5 protein-coding genes (1 of these 5 running past the window's edge) are annotated in these 18,016 nt (G+C 69.8%); 2 read left to right on the forward strand and 3 right to left on the reverse strand.

Features of this window, described 5'->3' with window-relative positions; translation table 11 throughout:
• Nucleotides 1-13,439, reverse strand: partial view of a PA14 domain-containing protein gene (locus HHL11_RS26805; RefSeq protein ID WP_169421668.1) — the start only. It extends 19,012 nt beyond the left edge of the window; 13,439 of the gene's 32,451 nt are visible here — the first part of the coding sequence; its start codon is at nucleotides 13,437-13,439; the stop codon falls past the left edge of the window.
• Between the two features lie 717 nt (nucleotides 13,440-14,156).
• Between HHL11_RS26805 and HHL11_RS34755 the strand changes: the two genes are divergently transcribed.
• Nucleotides 14,157-14,291 carry a hypothetical protein gene (locus HHL11_RS34755; RefSeq protein ID WP_281068741.1) on the forward strand — a complete coding sequence of 45 codons (135 nt, stop codon included), beginning with the start codon at nucleotides 14,157-14,159 and terminating at the stop codon, nucleotides 14,289-14,291.
• Between the two features lie 6 nt (nucleotides 14,292-14,297).
• On the opposite strand, the gene HHL11_RS26810 is transcribed toward HHL11_RS34755, so the two are convergent.
• Nucleotides 14,298-15,404, reverse strand: coding sequence for a calcium:cation antiporter (locus HHL11_RS26810; RefSeq protein ID WP_169421669.1), 1,107 nt, complete (start codon nucleotides 15,402-15,404; stop codon nucleotides 14,298-14,300).
• 86 nt (nucleotides 15,405-15,490) lie between these two features.
• On the opposite strand from HHL11_RS26810, the gene HHL11_RS34760 reads away from it, so the two are divergent.
• Nucleotides 15,491-17,131 carry a methyl-accepting chemotaxis protein gene (locus HHL11_RS34760; RefSeq protein ID WP_169421670.1) on the forward strand — a complete coding sequence of 547 codons (1,641 nt, stop codon included), beginning with the start codon at nucleotides 15,491-15,493 and terminating at the stop codon, nucleotides 17,129-17,131.
• On the opposite strand, the gene HHL11_RS26820 is transcribed toward HHL11_RS34760, so the two are convergent.
• Entirely contained in the window at nucleotides 17,128-18,006 is an 879-nt protein-coding gene (locus tag HHL11_RS26820; RefSeq protein WP_169421671.1) for a phosphonopyruvate hydrolase, read from the reverse strand. The genes HHL11_RS34760 and HHL11_RS26820 overlap by 4 nt on opposite strands.
• Nucleotides 18,007-18,016: the final 10 nt, after the last annotated feature.

An 18,016-nucleotide genomic window follows, 5' to 3' on the forward strand; every position in this document is an offset into this window, starting at 1 on the left:
CCGTGGCCGGCGCCCAGGTAGATGTTGTTGTTGTCCGCATCGGCGAGGGCTGCCGAAGGCGCCCCGGTTCCGCCGACGACGTCGACCGCGCTGGTCGGGAAGCTCGCGGGCGTCGGCGCGCGATACGTCACCGCCTGGCCGTTGGTGAAGCCGTTGTTGTTGACGGTGATGGTGTTGCTGGCGACGGCGGTGCCGGCAAACGACTGGGCAGCTGCCGGCACGTTGCCCGGATCGATCAGCTTGATCGTCTGCGCGTCGATCATGTGCACGGTGTACGCGTGCCCCTCGACCAGGCCGCCGACGGTGAAGGCGCCGGCCGCGTGGTAGATCACGTGGTCGCCTTCCACGAGGCCGGGGGCGCTGGCGAAGTGGATCGTGTCGCGCGCGACGTCGATCGCGGTGGAGCTCCCGCCCGTGGTGAAGGCGGCGCCCAGCTGCAGGCTGTTGGCCGTGACGAAGATGACGCCATAACGGCGGCCATCGACGAGACCGCCGAGCGCCGGGTTGCCTTGCGCGCTGTAGGTGACGGTGTCGCCGTCCTGCAGGCCGTGCGCAGCGCCGAGGTTGATGGTGTTGGTCGAGGCGTTGACGGCGGTGGCCGCGTTGAAGGTGCCGTCCGCGGTGGGCGCCGGCTCCGAGCCCTGCGTCGCGCTGATGGTCAGGGTGCCGCCTGCGGCCAGCACGGCGTTCGCGCCCACGCCGGCCGAGACGTTGGGCGTCGAGGACGCGCTGGCGTTCAGGGTCTGGACGTTCACGGCGCCGCCCGACGCGCTCTTCGACGAGGTGTCCGCGTCGGTGTTCGCGAGCGACTGGATCGTGATGTCGCCGCCGGCGCGGATCTGGCCGCCGCCGGCCTGGGCGGTGACGAAGGGGTTCGAATGTGCCGTCACGTGCGAACTGGTCGCCGAGACCAGGCCGCCGCCGCTGGAGCTCGCGCCCGAGGCCGCGATGTCCGAGGACTGGGCGGTGACGAACACGTTGTTCGCGCCCGCATCGGCGTTGTGGCGCACGTTGCCCAGCAGCTGCGCCTCGGTCGTGCCTTGCGCCTCGGCGTCGGGGCTGCTCACGGACACGTTGACCAGGGCGCCGCCATCGTTCTTGATGTGCGCGTCGGCGAAGTTGCTGGAGCGCGCGTCGACCCGCACGTCGCCGTTGGCGGCGTCGATCGTCGCATTCGGCCCGACATTGGCCTGCACATTGGCGTGCGCCGAGGCGGTGATGCTGCTGGCCCCGACCGCGACGCCGAGCGCCGCCGTCAGCATCTGCGTCGACACGAAGGCGCCCGTCCCGCTGATGAAGGTCGCGCCGCCCGGATCGTAGTTGTTGCCCGCCAGCAGGGTGACGCCGCCGTTGTGGCTGGTGACGGTGGCGTTGTCGTGGATCGCCGTTTCCTCGTGCGCGTCGATCGTCGCATTGGCCGGCGTGTCGCCGACCGAGGCGCCCGCGGACAGCGTGAGCGAGGCGGCCAGCGCTTCGGCTTCGGTGCGCAGCAGCGTCGTCAGCGCAATGTTGCCGTCCGCGGTGACGTTCGCGTTGTTGTCGATGTAGGTGCGGACTTCCTGGGTGATGTTCGCGTTGACGTTGGTGCCGTTGCCGGCGGCCAGCAGGGCTCCGCCGATCGCATCGCCCGTGGCCACGGCATGGGTGTCGACCTGGCCGGTGAGGGTGAGGGTGCTTGCGCTGGTCAGCGTGCCGCCGAAGTGGGTGAGGATCGAGCCGCCGATGGTCGCGGTCGGGAGCGTCGTGCCCACCGCCACACCGGCGCTCACGCCGACGCCGGTCGCGTCCGCGTCGGCTTCCTCGTTGGCCCGGGAGGTGACGGACACGGAGCCGCCGGCGGTCAGCGAGCCGGCCGTGTAGGTCGTCACGATCGGCGAGACGGTGGCGTGCGCCTCGCCGCCCGTGGCGGACAGGAGCAGGCTGCCGGACGCGGTCGTCGCGGTGGCGCGCGCGCCCATGGGCACCTGGACCTGCGAACTGCCGTTCATGACCGGGTTGCCGATCTCGTCGAACAAAGGCGTGGTGACGACGCTGCCGTCCGCGTTGCGGTCGAACAGGGAGACGACCGAGATGTCGCTGCCGGCGCTGACGGTCGAACTGCCGATGTGCGTGTCGATGTGCGGGGAGTTGGTCGCGTTCGCGATGTCGGCGCCGATCGAGAAGCCGCCGGCGGAGATGCCGAAGGCGTCGGCCTGGGCGTCACTCACCACGTTCGAAAGCGCATGGATGTGACCGCCGGCCGTGATCGTGCCGCCGTCGCCGCCGATGGAGGCTTCCACGTTGGGCGAGACGTTGGCCGTGGCGACGTTGGCGCCGGCGGAGACGATGCCGCCCGCCACCGCCTGCGCGTAGGCGGTCGCCATGTCGGTCTCGGAGGCATGGACGTCGATGTTGCCGGTCGCGTTGGCGCTGCCGCCCAGCTTGGCCCGGGTTTCGCCACCCGCGTCCGCCACGGCGACGCTGATGCCCACGCCTACGCCCAGGCTGATGCCGGTGCCTGCGGCGTGCGCGTCCACGGTGCGGACCGATGCCGCATCGACGGTCAGGCTGCCGCCCGAGGTGAGCTGGGCGCCCGCGCCGACCGTTGCATCGACGTTCGCATCGGCGTGCGCTTCCGCGTCGGTGCCGGTCAGCGATGCGCCGACTCCCACGGAAGGCGCATCGGCGCTCGCCCGCACCTTGCGGCCGGTCGGCGTCGTGCCGTTGGTGTTCAGCCGCGTCTCGATGGCGATGCTGCCGCCGGCGTGCACGATGGCGAGCGCGCCGATGGTCGCCGCGATGGTCGACGTCAGGTCGGAATGGGCGATGCTCGCGCCGGTGGCGCCCAGGCCACCGGTGGCCGTGAGCACCTGGGAATTCAGGTCCATCTCGCCGTCGGCGATGACGTTGACCGCGCCGGACGAGGTGATGTCGGTGTTCGTGCCGACGCTGGCCGTCACGTTGCTGCCGACTTCGACGAAGGAGAAGTTCGCGCTGACCGCGACCGCGCCGGCGCCGATGGCGACGACGTGGCCGTCCGCGGTCACCGTCTCGGTCGCATCGACGTTGACCGCGCCGACGTGGTCGCCCACGCCCTGGCCGATCTGCGCGTTGTTGCCGATCGAGGCGATCGTGTCGCCATTGATGTTGATGCGGGCGAAGGACGCGCCGGTCGAGAACGCGCTGACGCTCGCCTGGCCGGTCGTGATGGAGATGTCGCGGTCTGCCGTGGCGGAAACCGTCAGGCTGGCGGCATTGTGGATGACCGTGCCGTCCTGCAGCGAGGCCTGCGTCGCGCTGCTGTCGTTCAGCACCACCACGGCCGCGCCCAGGCCGACGAAGCCCACTGCGCCGTCGAGCGCGAGGACGTGGACGTGCTCGTCGAGAACGGCGACGACGGAGATGTCGCCGCCCGCCGTCAGCGTGCCGCCCGCGGAGGCGGTGACGTTGTCCGCCACCGACAACACCGTGACCGACGCGCCTGCGCCGACGACACCGCCGGCGAACTGGCCGACCGTGTCGTCGACCGTGATCTTGCTGTGTGCGGTGACGGCGATGTCGTCGCCCGCGCTGACGTGCGTGCCGGAATGGATGATCGCCGAGGTTCCGGGAGGCGCCGGCGGCGTGGCCGTCTCGGCCGCGCTGATGCTCGCCTGGTTGGGGGCGCTGCTCGAGACCCGCGAGTTCACGCTGCTGGTCTCGGCCGCGATGCGGTTGCCGCTGCTCTTGGAGCTGCCGCCGCTGTTGGTGAAGGTGCCGCCCAGGCCGTGGTCGTTGCCGGTCACCAGCGAAGTGCCGTTCTGCGCCGAGCTGCCGGCGCTGTCGTCGGCGGCGCCCTTGCCGTTGCCGCTGTCCACGCTGTTGGCGTCGCCGCCATTGTTGTCCTGGTAGTGCTTGGTGACCGGCGTGCCCACCGACCAGACGTTGACCGCGCCGCCGACGCCGACGAAGCCGCCGGCGCCGCTGATGTCGAAGCCCTCGAGGTCCTTCAGGCTGACGGCGTTGACCTTCACGTCGCCCAGCGCCGACACATTGCTGCCCGGCCCGCCGAGTTCCGCGCTGACGTTGTTGTTCAGGGAGCCGACGTCCACCGCCCCGGCGACGCCGACGAAGCCGCCGGCGATGCCGATGATGAAAGTCTGCACGGTCACATCGTTGGACGCGCCCACGAACACGCCCTGGTTGCCGTTGGCGAGGCCCTGGTGCAGCTGGTTGACGTCCGCGCCGCCCTCGATCGCCGCATGGGTGGCGGACGTGATGAGGCTGACGCCGACCGCGCCGGCGACGCCGACGAAGCCGCCGCTGCCGGTGGCGACGATGTGCAGCACGTCCTCGCTGGATTGCGCCTGCACGATCACGCCGTGTTCGGTGGCCGTGCCGAAATGGTCGCCGCCGGGCAGGGTGCCATCGAGGACGCCCGCGATGCCGGAGCCGTTGCCGAGCGCATCGATGCTCGAGTTGCCGATGGTCGCTTCGGTGTCCTTGTCGACGATCAGGACGCCCACGGAAGCGCCGACGCCGACGAAGCCGCCGGAGATCGCGCCCGAGAGCTCGAGCACGTGGGTGTCGTCCTCGGCGAACACGTAGACGTCGCCGCCGGCGTAGACGCTGGAGCTGTCGCCGATGGAAGCCGTGGTGTGGTTGCTGATGCTCAGGACGTCGACGACGCCGCCGACGCCGACGAAGCCGCCCGACACGCCGATGCCGATCATCACGACGTTTTCTTGCGAGGTGGCTTCGACGACGACGTCGTTCAGCGCGTTGACCGTCGCCGAGTTGCCGATGGCCGCGCTGGTGTCGTTGGTGATGACGTTGACGCCGACCGCCGGCGCCACGGCCACCACGCCGCCGGCCAGGGTCGCGGCGATCGCCAGGTGGTAGAAGTCGTCGCCCGCGCCGACCAGCACCGACTGGTTGCCGCTCGCGCCCAGGGTCGAGCCGTTGACGACGGCGGAGTCGCCGATGTACGCATGCGTGTCCGCGCTGACGACGTCGATGCCGGCGGAGACCGAGACCGCCACCTCGCCGCCGGCGAGGCTCATGGTGAAGGTGCGCACTTCGTCCCGGTTGGTCGCACTGACCGCGACGCCGGTGAAGCCGGTCTTCTGGCCCAGCGTGGCGGAGCGCTCGCCGGACAGCGACGGATCCTGCACGCTCTCGCTGCTGCCGGTGTTGTGCAGGTCCATGCCGTTGACCTGCGGCGTCTTCACGTGGCCTTGCGAGCGGAAGCTGGAGCGGTCGCCGCTGGTGGCGCCGCTGTAGGTGTTGGCGTCGCTCGTCTCGATGCCCTGGCCGCTGGGGTTGTCGCTGCTGAAGGTTGGCGCGTTCGGGTCGTAGGACGTGTTGATGGCGCCGGTGTTGACCGTGACGCCGGCGCCGAAACCGTCCGCCGTGACGTGCGCGCCGATGCCGATGAAGGCGTCGGTGTCGACGCTCATGACGTTGACGCCAGCCGCCGCGGCGGCGCCGACGGCGCCCGCGGCTAGCACGCCGACGATTTCGCTGATGTTGGTGACGTCGTTGGCCGTGACGACCGCGCTGCCGTGTGCGTGGACGTTGCCGGCGCCCGCCGAGGGCGTGCCATCGGTCGGGTCGTCCCCGATGAAGGCGCGGGTCTGCAGGTCGAAGTCGTGCACGCCGGCGTTCACCGCCACGCCGACTTCGCCGGCGCCCAGGCCGGCCGAGACCGAGATCACGTCCTCGCTGGACTCCGCGTCGACCACGATGTTGCCGGCGACGCTGGAGGTGACGCCGGAGTCGATGTACGCGTTGGTAGCCTTGGTGACGACGCCGACATCGGCGCCGACGCCCGCACCGACGGTGCCGCCGCCTGCGAGCGAGCCGGCGACCGAGATGATGGAGGTGGTATCCGTCGCGCCCACGTCCAGGTCGCCGGCGGTGGTGCTGGCCGTCGCGCCGCGGCCGATGTACGCGGTCGTGGTCTCGTCCAGCACGTTCACCGCAGCCGAGCCCGCGACACCGACCGTGCCGCCCACCGCGATGCCGGCGGCAATCGAGAGGATGTCTTCGCTCGACGTGGCGGTGACCGACATGGTGCCACCCGCGGTGGCGCTCGCGCCGGCGCCGACGTAGGCCTGCACGGTGTCCGTGTGCACCAGGGTGGAGCTGGCGACGCCGATGCCCGCGGTGCCGGCGCCGCCGACCGAGCCGGCGATCATCGTGGTCTTGAAGGTGCCGGTGGCGGCAACCGTGACCGCGCCGCCCGCAGCCAAGGTGGCGTTCGCGCCGAGATAGGCGTCGGTCTCGCTGTGCAGGTCCGCGATCGCGATCGAAGCGGCGATGCCTGCCTCGTCGGCGACGCCGACGGTCGCGGCGATCGACAGCATGTTCTCCGACGAGTTCGCGGCGACGCTGACGGCGCCGCCCGCGGACACGTCCGCGCCGCCGCCGATGTAGGCGAGGGTGGTCTTGTTCAGGATCTCGACGTCGAGGCCGACGCCCACGCCGGCATCGCCGGTCGCCACGCCCAGGGCGCCGGCGATGGTGGTCATCTGCGTCTCGTTGACGGCGCTCACGCTGACCGTCTGGCTGGCGCTGGCTGTGTACAGGGCGGCCTGGTTGACCTGGCTGTTGGCGGCGATGTGCGCGTCCGCATCCAGTTCGAAGACATTGACGATGAAGGAGCCGGCAATGGCCGCGTCACCCTTGGCCGCGGCGCCCGCGACGGCCACCGAGGTGGCGGAAGGCTTCACGGAATCCGGCACGAAGGGCAGTTCGAGCTTGGTGGGCAGCAGGTGGTTCTCGGCGTCGACCGAGATCGCGCCGGCGGCGTCGGCATTGCCGCCGATGTATGCCGTGGTCGAGGCGTTCAGCACCGTCACGTTGATGGCGGCGCCGATCGAGGTGCCCTGGGAGAAGGCGCCGGCGGCGGCCAGCGTCTGCGGATCGAGCGCGGCGGTGGCCTTCACCGTCATGGCGCCGCCGGACTCGAGGTGCGAGTCGCTGGCGGCCGAGGCCTCGGTGTTGAAGGCGTCGATGATGTTGATGGCCACGGAGCCGGCCACGCTGACGCTGCCCTTGCCGCCCGCGGCGGCCGCGCCCCAGGCCACGAAATCGTCGGTCTTCGAAGCCGGCGTGATGGCCTGCAAGGTGACCCCGTTGCCCTGGATCACCGAGCCGCCGCCCAGGACGAGCGCCTTGTTGTTGGCGTGGATGTAGTTCACCGAGACGCCGGCGCCGATGTTGTCGTCGTTGTCCATCGCGATCGCCGCGCCGACCGCCTTCGCGCTGGAGTCGTCCTCGGCCTGCGCCGAGATCGTGACCGCGTTGTGCGCGCTGATGTCCGCGCCGTGGCTCACCTTGACGATGTTGTCCGCGTTCAGCACGTTCACCGAAACGGAGGCGGCGACGCCGACGCCGCTCTGGTTCTGGCCGCCTTCGCTGGACGCGGAGCTGTTGCCGCCGCTGGCGCTGTCGCTGCCGGAAGGCAGGTTGGCGCTGGAGCCGCCGCTGCCGGTGTTGCTGTTGCCCTTGACCTGCTTGTCGGCCTGGCCGTCCGCGCCGGACTTGCCGTTGCTGTTCTGCTGCGAGTCGTTCTTGTCCTCGCCCTTGACCGTCGCGGTCGCCGCGGCGCTGTTGGCGATCGTCGAGGTCGACGAGATCGTCACCGCGCCGCCCGTGGTGCTGACGCCGCGCGCGAGTTCGACATTGACGTGCTCGGTCACGACCGCGACCGACACCGAGGCGCCGACGCCGACGCTGCTGCCCGCCGCTTCCGAGCTGGTGGAGGTTTCGAACAGGCCGTTGTGCGTGGCGGTGATGGAAACGTCGCCGCTGGCCGAGACGGCGCTGCCCGTGCCGACGTAGGTGAGGACGGTGTCGGAGATCACGGCCACCGCGACGCCGATGCCGATGGCGTCGGCGCCGGAAGCGCCGTTCTCACCGTGGGTGTAGGCCGCGTCGATCGAGGCGGCGGACACGGTGAACTTGCCGGCCGAGCCGTTCCATGACGTGCCGTCGGTGATCTCGGTGTCGACGGTGTTCGTGACGACGTTGACGGCGACGGAGGCGCCGACGCCGACGCTCGTGCCCTTGCCGCCGCCGTCCGAGGGCAGGCCGCGCGAGACGTTCGTCATCGTCGCGGCGGAGCCGAGGGACACGTCGTGGCCGCCGGTGATCGTCACCTGCGCCGTGCTCGGTCCCGCATTGCCTGGCGTGCGCCCGACCACCGCTTCGGTGTCGTTGCTGACGACGTTGACGGCAACGGAGCCGGCCACGCCGATCTTGCCGCCACCGCCGCCCGAAGTCGCGTCGGCGATGAACGAATCGGTCACGTCGGCCAGCTTCTGGTTGGTGTTGCCGTCGCTGGTCAGCGCGATCGCCTTGCCGGCGCGCGCATCGCTCGCGGTGGCCGCGAGCTCGAACTTGCCGCCGGTGAGGTCGATGACGTAGTAGGTCGTGCCGTCGGTCAGGCCGCCAATGGCGGCGCCGCCATGCGCGTCGTAGCGAAGGGCGTCTCCCGTGTGCAGGTCGGTGCCCTCGCCCAGGTCCAGTTCGCGGACGTTGCCCGTCGGGTTGAACTTGATCGGCGACAGCAGGTTCGGGATATCGGTGCCCGACACCGAGATGTAGGTGACGAAGTGCTGCTCGGTCCCGGTGGCGCCCGAGGTGAGGTCCACCAGGCCGGCGCTCTTGCCGTCCGTCGCGTGCGCCTTGGTGTCGTACAGCTTGATCGTGCCGTCCTTCGCGACGTTCGCGTAGTAGTCGTTGCCGTCGGTCAGGCCGCCGATCGCGGTGTTGCCGTTCCGGTCGTACTTCAGCTTGTCGCCGGTCTTCACGCCGGCATCGAGGCCGAGATAGATCGTGTCCTTGGTGGTGTCGACCACCGGAACCGACTTCACGCTCATGTCGATGTCGCGCTGGGCCATCGTCGCGGAGACGGTCAGGCCGCCCGCGCTGATCGTGGTGGCGTTGCCGATGTAGGCCTGGTTCGTGACGTTGGCCACGTTCACCGAAACCGCCACGCCGACACCAGTGCCGCCGTCGCTGGTGGACGCCGAGCCGTCCGCGATGGCATGCGCATCGACGTTGGCGGCGGAGGTCACGCTCAGCATGCCACCTGCGGTGACATGCCGGCTGTCCGGGATGAAGGCCTTGGACGAGCCGTTCTCGATCGCGACCGCCACGCCGCCGGCGACGCTCACGGTGCCGCTGGAGGTCGAGCCCTTGTTGTTCTCGCTGGTCGAGCCGCCGGTGCCCTTGGCGGCGGCGTTGCCTTCCTTGGCCTTGTCGTCGCCGAGCTTGCCCTGCTTGTTGCTGGCGTTGTCGACGGTCTGGCTGTTCTTGTCGCTGTCGCTGTGGCTGCCGGAGCTGTCGTCTTCCTGGCCGCCCTTGGTGCTGGCCTTCGCGCTCGTCTCGCTGCGAGAGGTGGTGCTGGAGCCGAAGGTCACGGTGCCCGTGGCCGAGAGGTCGCGCGCGGTGGTCGCGAGCGAGCTGTCGTTGACCACGGAGACAGCGATGGAGATGCCGACGCCGGTGTCGTCCGACTCGGTGTCGCCCTCGGCGCTGGTGTCGACCTGGTCGGTGAGGGACGCCTTGTCCTCGAGGTTGCCGCTGAGGGTCAGGAGGCCGCCGGTGCCGATGGTGGCGTGCGTGTCGTTGGCAGCGATCGAAACCGCGACCACCGGCGTGACCGCCGTCGATCCCTTGGCGCCGTTCTTGGCCTCGGTGTCGATTTCCTGGCCGAGCGTGGCGTCCAGCGTCACGTTGCGCGCGCCGGTGAGGACCGCGGCATTGCCGATTTCCGCGTACGTGCTGTTCTCGCCGTAGTTCACGGCCACCGACAGGCCCACGCCGACGTTGCTGCCGTCCCCGCCGCCGTCGGATGGCAGGGCCTTGGCGGCGTTGCTGACGTCCGCCTCGGCCTTCACGGTGACATCGCCGTTGCCGGTGATGGTGACGGTGGGCGCATGGCCCGTGGAGCCGATAGAGGCTTCGCTGTCGGTGAAGGTGACGTTGACCGCCACCGAGCCGGCCACGCCGGTCTTGCCGCCACCCGCGCCCGAAGTCGACCAGGCGCCGAAGGCATCCGTGGATTCCACCAGCGTGTGGGCCGTGCCACTGCCCGTGGACGTGAGGTCCACCTTGCCGTCGGTGCCGCCCGCGATGGCGTGCTCCTGGGTGTCGTACAGCTTCAACTTGCCGTCGTCCTGGACGTTGGCGTAATAGGTCTTGCCGTCGGTGAGCCCGCCGACGCTGGTGCCGCCGCCGTTGTGGTACACGACGGCGTCGCCGGTGCGCAGGCCGGCCTGGCCGGCATCGATGGTGTCGTCGGCGGTGCTGACCTTGCTGGTGGGGTCGAACTTCAGCGTGCGATCGGCCTGCACCGCTTCGACATCGAGGCCGCCGGCGCTGATGGTCGCGGCGCCGAGGTAAGCCAGGTTGGTGTCCTCGGCATAGTTGACGGTGATGGCCACACCCACGCCGGTGCCGCCGGAGCCGCCGCCGCGCAGGCCCTGGGTGCCGCTGCCGGCGGACGTGAGGTCCACCTTGCCGTCGGAGCCGCCGGCATTGGCGTGGTCCTTGGTGTCGTACAGCGTGAACTTGCCGCTGCCTTCGTCGTGGACGTAGTAGTCGCTGTCGTCGGTCAAACCGCCGACGGCGGTGCCGCCCTTCGCGAAGTAGGTGACCTTGTCGCCGTTGTGCAGGTTGCTCGAGGTGCCCAGGTCGACCGTGTCGGCGCTGGTGTCCACCTTGCTGGCGGCGTCGAAGGTGACCTGGCCGATCACGGCGCTGCCGTCCGCCAGGGCCGAACCGTCCACGTTGGACGAGGACTTGACGGTCAGCGTGCCGGTGGACGTGATGCTGCGCCCGTCGCCGACGTAGGCCTTGGAGCTCGCGCGCTCGATGTTCACCGAGACGGCGCCGGCCACGCTGACCGGCCCGTCGGAGGTGTCCGAGGACGGCGCGCTGGCGCCATCGGTGCCCTTGGCGCTGGCGTTCTTGCCCTTGGCGGTGCTGTCGGCGAAGCTCTTGGAGTCGCCGGTCTTGTCGTCGACCTTCTTGCCGCCGTTGTCGCCGTCCTGCTCGCCGCCGGAGACGCTGGCCTTGGCGCTGGACTGGCTGCCGGACACGGTGCTGGAGACGAAGGACACCGCGCCGCTGGTGGTCAGCACGTCGCGCGCCGTGGTGGACAGTGAATCGTCGTTGACGACGGACAGCGCGATGGAAATGCCGACGCCGGTCTTGCCGGACTTGGTATCGCCGGTGGCCGTGGTCGCCACGTTGTTCGCCAGCGAGGAACTGGCGTTGAAGTCGCCGCCGATGGTAAGCACGCTGCCGGTGCCGAGCGTCGTGTGGGCGTCGTTGTCCGCCACCGAGATCGCCACGACCGGCGTGATGGCGGTGCCGCCCTTGCCGCCGCCCGTGGCGGTGGTCTGCATCGCGTGCTGCGAATCGGCGGTCAGCGTCAGGTTGTGCGCGCCTGCGAAGCTCACGCCATCGCCGAAATAGGCCGCGGTCTCGTCCTCGCCGTCGGTCAGGGCCACCGATGCGCCGATGCCGACCTTGCTGCCGTTGCCGCCGCCATCCGCGGGCAAGGCCTTGGTGACGTCGGAGATGTTCGAGTGCGCTTCGACGGTGACGTTCGGGTTGCCGTGCAGCGTCACGCCCGCGTTGTTGGCGATGTAGGCGTCGTGGTGCGTGATCACGATGTTGAGGGCCAGCGATCCGGCCACGCCCACGTTCGACGCATTGCCCACGCCGGACGTGGCCGAGGCGGTGAAGGTGCTTTGCGAGGGCGCCAGCACCTGCACGGCGAGCGAGCCGGCGGTGATGTCGGTGGTGCCGCCGACGTAGGCCTGGTCGCTGCGGTCCGCGACGTTGATGGCCACCGCCACGCCGACGCCGGTGGCGGTGCTGCCGGTGAACTCGCCATCGGCGGTGGTCGAAACCACGTCCGCGGACGAAGCCGCGACCGTTACGGCGCCGCTGCCGGCATTCACGGTCGCGTCCTGGAAGAAGGCCGTGGTGTCGCCGGTGTCGGTGGTCACTGCCACGCCGCCGGCCACGGTGATGTTGCCGTCGCTGGTGGACGCGTTCTGGTTGGCCAGCGTGGTTTCGCTGGCGTTGGTGCCGCCGCCGCTGGAAGACGAGCCGCCCGGCGAGGACCGGGCCAGCGTGGTGATGGTGCGGTCCGAGCTGGCGCCCAGGTTGACCGAGCTGCCGTTGACCGTGGCGCCCGACACCGAAGCGGTGGTGTCGCCGGTGACCACCGCCACGGCGACCGCGGCGCCCGCGGTGCCGGTGACGTTGGCGTCGGCCGTGGTGGTGGCGGCCAGCTTGCTGGTCGCCGACAGGCTGGCGGCGCCGGTGGCCGTCAGGTTCGCGCCGCCGGCCGCACTGAAGGTGGCGCCGCTGGCGTAAGTGGTGTTGACGACCGCGGCGTCCACCGTGGAGTCGCTGCTGCCGGCCTGCGGCGAGGTCGACGCGTTGATCGTGACATCCGACTTGGCCAGCGCGGTCAGGTTGTGGCTGGCGTTCAGCGTCGAGGAGCCGTCGACGGTGATTTCCGGGTCGGCCGAGCCGAGCACCGCCACCAGCTTGACCGAAGCCGCCGCTGCCGTTGCGGTCAGCGTGCCGTCGACGGTGGCGGCCAGGTTGAGGTCGTTCGCGTGCAGCGCCGACGAGCTGCCGATGCCGATGGTCGCGCTGGAGAAGCTGTCGATCAGCGCGCCGCTGATGGCCGACATGCCGGTGCCGTCGGTGCTGACGCTGACGTTGGAGTGCGCGGTGAGGTTGAGCGCGCCGCTCGCCGTGAGGTTCGCGCCGGCCAGCGTGATCGCCGTGCTGAGGTTGTCGAACAGGCCGGACACGATGTCCGAAGGCAATAGCGAGGGCGCGCTCAACTCGGACTTCAGCGTCAGGTCGCCGGTGACGTTGGCCGTCGCGCCGCTCGAGATGTGCGAGTTGCTGGCGATCGACAGGCTGAAGGGGACGGTGCCCGTTGCCCCGTCCACGTGCATCGCGTCCTGGGTCACGTACTGGTCGCCGCCGTCGAACTTGATGTTGAGGGCGCCGCCGTTGCTGTTGACGAAGCTGCCCAGCAGGGACAGCGTGTCCAGGTCGATGTGGATGGTGTCGCCGTTCACCGAGCCGGCCGACAGGCCGCGCTGGATGGTGACGTCGATGTCACCGGCAGCCGAGAGCGTGACCGACCCTTCCGAGTTGCTCGTCCCGGTGTCGTACAGGTGCAGCACGTTGCCGCTCTCGGCTTTCAGCGTGAAGTCGTGCGCCGACGCGACCGCCGAATAGGAGATGTCGGCTGACAGCAGCAGCCGTGGCTCCAGGGCCTCCAGCGCAAAGCTGCGGTGGCGCACCGGGGCTTTGCTGCCCAGGTCGCGCACGGGGGCACGTGCCGCGAAGCGGCCGAAGGCCTCGCGCAGCATTTGCCGGATGGGGGAGAGCTTGAAGGCCTGGCGATTCGAGCTTGTTGTTGGCATCGACGGCTCCACGAAGAAACGTCAGTCCACCGGGGACTGGGCATGCGCAATAGCTGGCGCAGCGCCACTGCGGGCGCCTCGCCAACGTGATCAACAACTTGGTATCCACCCGGGACAGCTCAACGCAGGAGGTGGTCCTGCGCGACCGCGCGACTACTGATTCCCCTTGCCTGGGATGGTCACGCGGCTAGTGGGGGCAGACGCTAACAGCCGGCATTGCAACGACAACGACGAAGGCAATGTCAACGACATGGCTTTCACGATGCTTCCGTCCCTGCATCCATGGCTGGGCAGGAAGGAGCATTCGTTACATGCGGCCGAGTTGCTTTGAAGACACGCTGCCCGGGGATTCCCGGAACAACGTCATGCGCGGCCGGTGCGGCCGACCATCGGCGGGCTAGCAGAGCAGCGGCCTACTGGTTACGGATTTCGGTGCGCCGGCACTGTAGTTACATGCTTGAAACGCCTGCCGAGCCCTTTTGTTCCGGATGAGCAGGCACAACGTAAATTGTTTCTTGCGGAGCGTTACAGCTACCTCCTCCTTAGGGAGGAGGCTTAGGCCCCCTAAGGCAGCGTTCCCGCACACGTGAAGCTGGCCGCCACGTTCGGATCGCCGCTGCCCTTGTCTTGCGCGAAGGCGGGATAGCGGCACAGCGGGCGGGTGAGCGTCGCGTTGGCCGGGTCGCCGCCGAAGCCCTGGATGTTGCGCTGGACGCGATGATGCGGACCATCGGCAGCTTCGCCGCCACCGGCCAGCCGCAGGATCCGGCCTTGGGTGCCACGTGGCCGAACTGGCCGGCGAAGATGGTGTTCGACGCTTCGAAGACCGAAGCCCGCATCCACGTCGAATGAGCGGCCTCAGGGGGCGATGACCAGGAACAGCCAGGTAGCCATCAGGATCAGGTGGACGACCCCCGACAACAGGCTGGCGCGGCCGGTGCCGTAGGTGATGATGGCCATCATGAAGGACAGCGTCAGCAGCACCGCGTCGCGTGCCGACACGCCCAGCTCCAGCCGGGTGCCGGTGTACCACGCGATCGCGGCCACCGTCGGCACGGTGAGGCCGATGCTGGCCACGGCGGAACCGAGGGCGATGTTGATCGAGGTCTGCAACCGGTCTTGGCGCGCGGCGCGCAGCGCCGTGATGGCTTCAGGCATCAGCACGATCGCCGCGACGATCACGCCGACCAGCGCGGTCGGCGCGCCCAGGCGCTCGACGCCCGTCTGCAGCAGCGGTGACACGCCCTTGGCGGACAGCACCACGGCCACCAGCGCCACGGCCAGCATCGCCAGCGCCACGGCGGCTTCGCGCGCGCTCGGCGGCGGACCGTGCGGCTCGTCGTTCGCGGCGTCCTCCGTGCCGCCGACCGGCAGGAAGTGCTCGCGGTGGCGCACCGTCTGGATGAAGGTGAAGGCCAGCCACAGCAGCAGGCAGGTGATGCTGACGAAGGCCAGCTGCGTCGCCGTGTAGTAAGGGCCCGGCGCGCTGGTGGTGAAGTTCGGCAGCACCAGCGTGATGGCCACCATGGGCAACAGGACGATCAGGTAAGCGAGCGCGCCTTCGGTCCGGAACTGCCCTTCGATGTGCCGGACCGCGGCGACCACGATGCACAGGCCGGCCAGGCCGTGCAGCACCAGGATCACGACGGCGTGGATGGTGTCGCGCACCAGGGTCGGCTCCGGATGCGGGCCCAGCAGGATCGAGACGATCAGCCCCAGCTCGATGACGGTCACCGCCAGCGCCAGCACCACCGCGCCGAACGGGTCGCCGACCCGCGCCGCCACGACCTCCGCGTGGTGGACCGCCGCCAGCACCGCAGCGAGCAGCGCGATGGCCACGCCCGCGGCTGCCAGCAGGGAGTCGTTGCCCTTGAGCGCCAGCGCGATGCCCAGCGCGACGACGGGCGCGATGAAAGTCCAGTCGATGCGCAGCCCCCGGCGCGCAGCGGTCGAAGAGTCGGCCATGTGTAAAGGTCCAGGAAAACCGACGGAAGGGTAGCAGCCCCGGCCTGGGGTAACATATCCTTACAAGATATAACGAGGAGCCGTCGATGGAGTTGGGGACTGGCGGAGCTGTGCGCGGGCGCTACAGCATCCGGCAAAGACTGGGCCTGGCTTTCGGGCTGTTCACGCTGCTGCTGGCCGCCATGGCCGGCGTCGGGGCGTGGCGGCTGGCGCAACTGAGCGCCGTCACGAAGGAGATGGCTGCCGTCAACCTGCGCATGGAGCGCCTGGTGGGCGAGTGGCTGGCGGAGACGAAGACCAACACCGTGCGCGCCGTGGTGCTGACACGCGGCAACGACCCCGAACTGAAGCGGCTGCTGACGCCGGCCTTCGACGGCACGGCCAAGCGCATCAACGCCCTCAGCGAGCAGGTGGAAAAGCTGCTCGATGACGACCAGCCGAAGGCGCTGTTCGCGCGGATCAACGAAGCGCGCCAGGCCTATCTCGAGACCCGCAAGTCCATCCTCGACAAGCAGAAGGCCGGCGACGATGCCGCCGTCGCGCAGCTGATGGAGACCGCTTTCACCCAGAAGGCCGACGCCTACCTGGGCGCGATCAAGGCGCTGGGCGACCACTACACGGCGGAAGTCGAGGCCGACGCGCAGCGCGCCGCGCAGAGCGCGGAATCGGGCGGCACGCTGCTGGCCACCTTCTGCGGCGTGGGCATGGCCTTCGCGGTGCTGGGCGCCTGGCTGATCACGCGCTCGATCACGCGGCCGCTCTACGACGCCATGGCCACCGTCCGGCGCGTCGCCGACGGCGACCTCACCGTGCAGATCGCGCCCAGCGGGACCCGCGAGACGGCGCAGCTGCTGCACGACCTGGCGACCATGACGGATCGCCTGCGCGCGCTGGTGGGCGAAGTCGCCCAGGGCGCGGGCACCGTCGCCGAGACCAGCGCGCAGATCGCCCAGGGCAACCTGGACCTGTCGCAGCGCACCGAGGAACAGGCGAGCACGCTGGAAGAGACGGCGAGCTCGATGGAGGAGCTCACCACCACCGTGGGCCAGAACGCCGAACATGCGCGCCAGGCCAGCCAGCTGGCCGATGGCGCCTCGCGCGTGGCGCGCGAAGGCGGCGCGGTCGTGGGCCAGGTGGTGCGCACGATGACGGGCATCTCCGATTCGTCGAAGAAGATCGCCGAGATCATCGGCGTCATCGACGGCATCGCCTTCCAGACCAACATCCTGGCCTTGAACGCCGCGGTCGAAGCCGCGCGCGCGGGCGAGCAGGGCCGCGGTTTCGCGGTGGTGGCCACCGAGGTGCGCAACCTGGCGCAGCGCAGCGCTTCGGCCGCCAAGGAGATCAAGGGCCTGATCACCGAGTCGGCGCAGCAGGTGGAGGCCGGCACCCGCCAGGCCGATGCGGCCGGCCTCAAGATGCAGGAAGTGGTGCAGTCCGCGCTGCGCGTGAGCGAGCTGATCACCGAGATCGCCAGCGCCAGCCAGGAGCAGAGCAACGGCATCGAGCAGATCAACGCGGCGGTGATTGCGATGGACCAGGGCGTGCAGCAGAACGCCTCGCTGGTGGAGGAAGCCACGGCGGCGACCGAGTCGATGCGGGGCCAGGCTTCGGCCCTGTTGCACGCCGTGTCGCGCTTCCGGCTGGGCGAATCGGCATCCGTGTCCTGGCAGGCCACGCCTGCACACGAGCAGCCGATGGCGCTGCCGGCGCTTGCGGCGGCCTAACGCAGGTACTTCTTTTCCAGCCGCTTGAAATCTTCCATGCCTTGCAGGCGGAAGATTTCCTCGACCGGCGCGATGCCGGCCTGCACGCCGAGCGCGCCGCCGTCGGCGCGGATGCGGCGGAAGGTGTCCGCCATCGCGGCGGTCGCGGCGCGGATGGCGTGGTTGCCGTAGATCACCATCCGCACCTTTCCGCCCAGCGCGGCGATGCGCTGCGCGTCGAGTTCCGGATAGGACGTGGGCACGATCACCAGCGGCAGCTTGCCGTTCCACGCCCGCACGAAAGCCTCGATCTCGTCCGGCGTGCGGCTCTTCGAGTGGATCAGCAGCAGGTCCGCGCCGGCGCGCTCGTAGGCCTGGCAGCGGGCCAGGGCTTCCTGCTGCCCCAGCCCTGCGATCAGCGCTTCGCAGCGCGCGATGACGAGGAAATCCGCGGACCGGCGCGCCGCCAGCGCCGCTTCGATCTTGCCCTGGAACTCCTCGATGCGCACCAGGTCCTGGCGGCCGCCGGCGACCAGGCTCGTGACTTTCGGGAAGGACTTGTCCTCGATCACCACCGCGGCCGCGCCGGCGCGCTCGTACTCGCGGATCGCGTGGAAGACGTTGTTGGCGTTGCCGAAGCCGGTGTCGATGTCCGCGACGATCGGCAGCCGCACCTGCGCCGCGATCGCGCGCGTCATGTCGAGGTGCTGGGTCATCGAGACGAAGCTCGCGTCCGGCACGCCGTAGAGCGCCGACAGCTCGAAGCCCGAGGCCCACAAGGCATCGAAGCCGGCCTCTTCGGCCAGCCGCGCCGACAGCGGCGAGTGGGTGGCCATGACGTGCAGCAGTTCGCTGCCGGAAAGCTTGTGCCGCAGGGTGGGGATGTCGCCCGTCATCTGATTCGCT

The sequence above is a fragment of the Ramlibacter agri genome (assembly GCF_012927085.1).
In the GTDB taxonomy this organism is placed as follows: domain Bacteria; phylum Pseudomonadota; class Gammaproteobacteria; order Burkholderiales; family Burkholderiaceae_C; genus Ramlibacter; species Ramlibacter agri.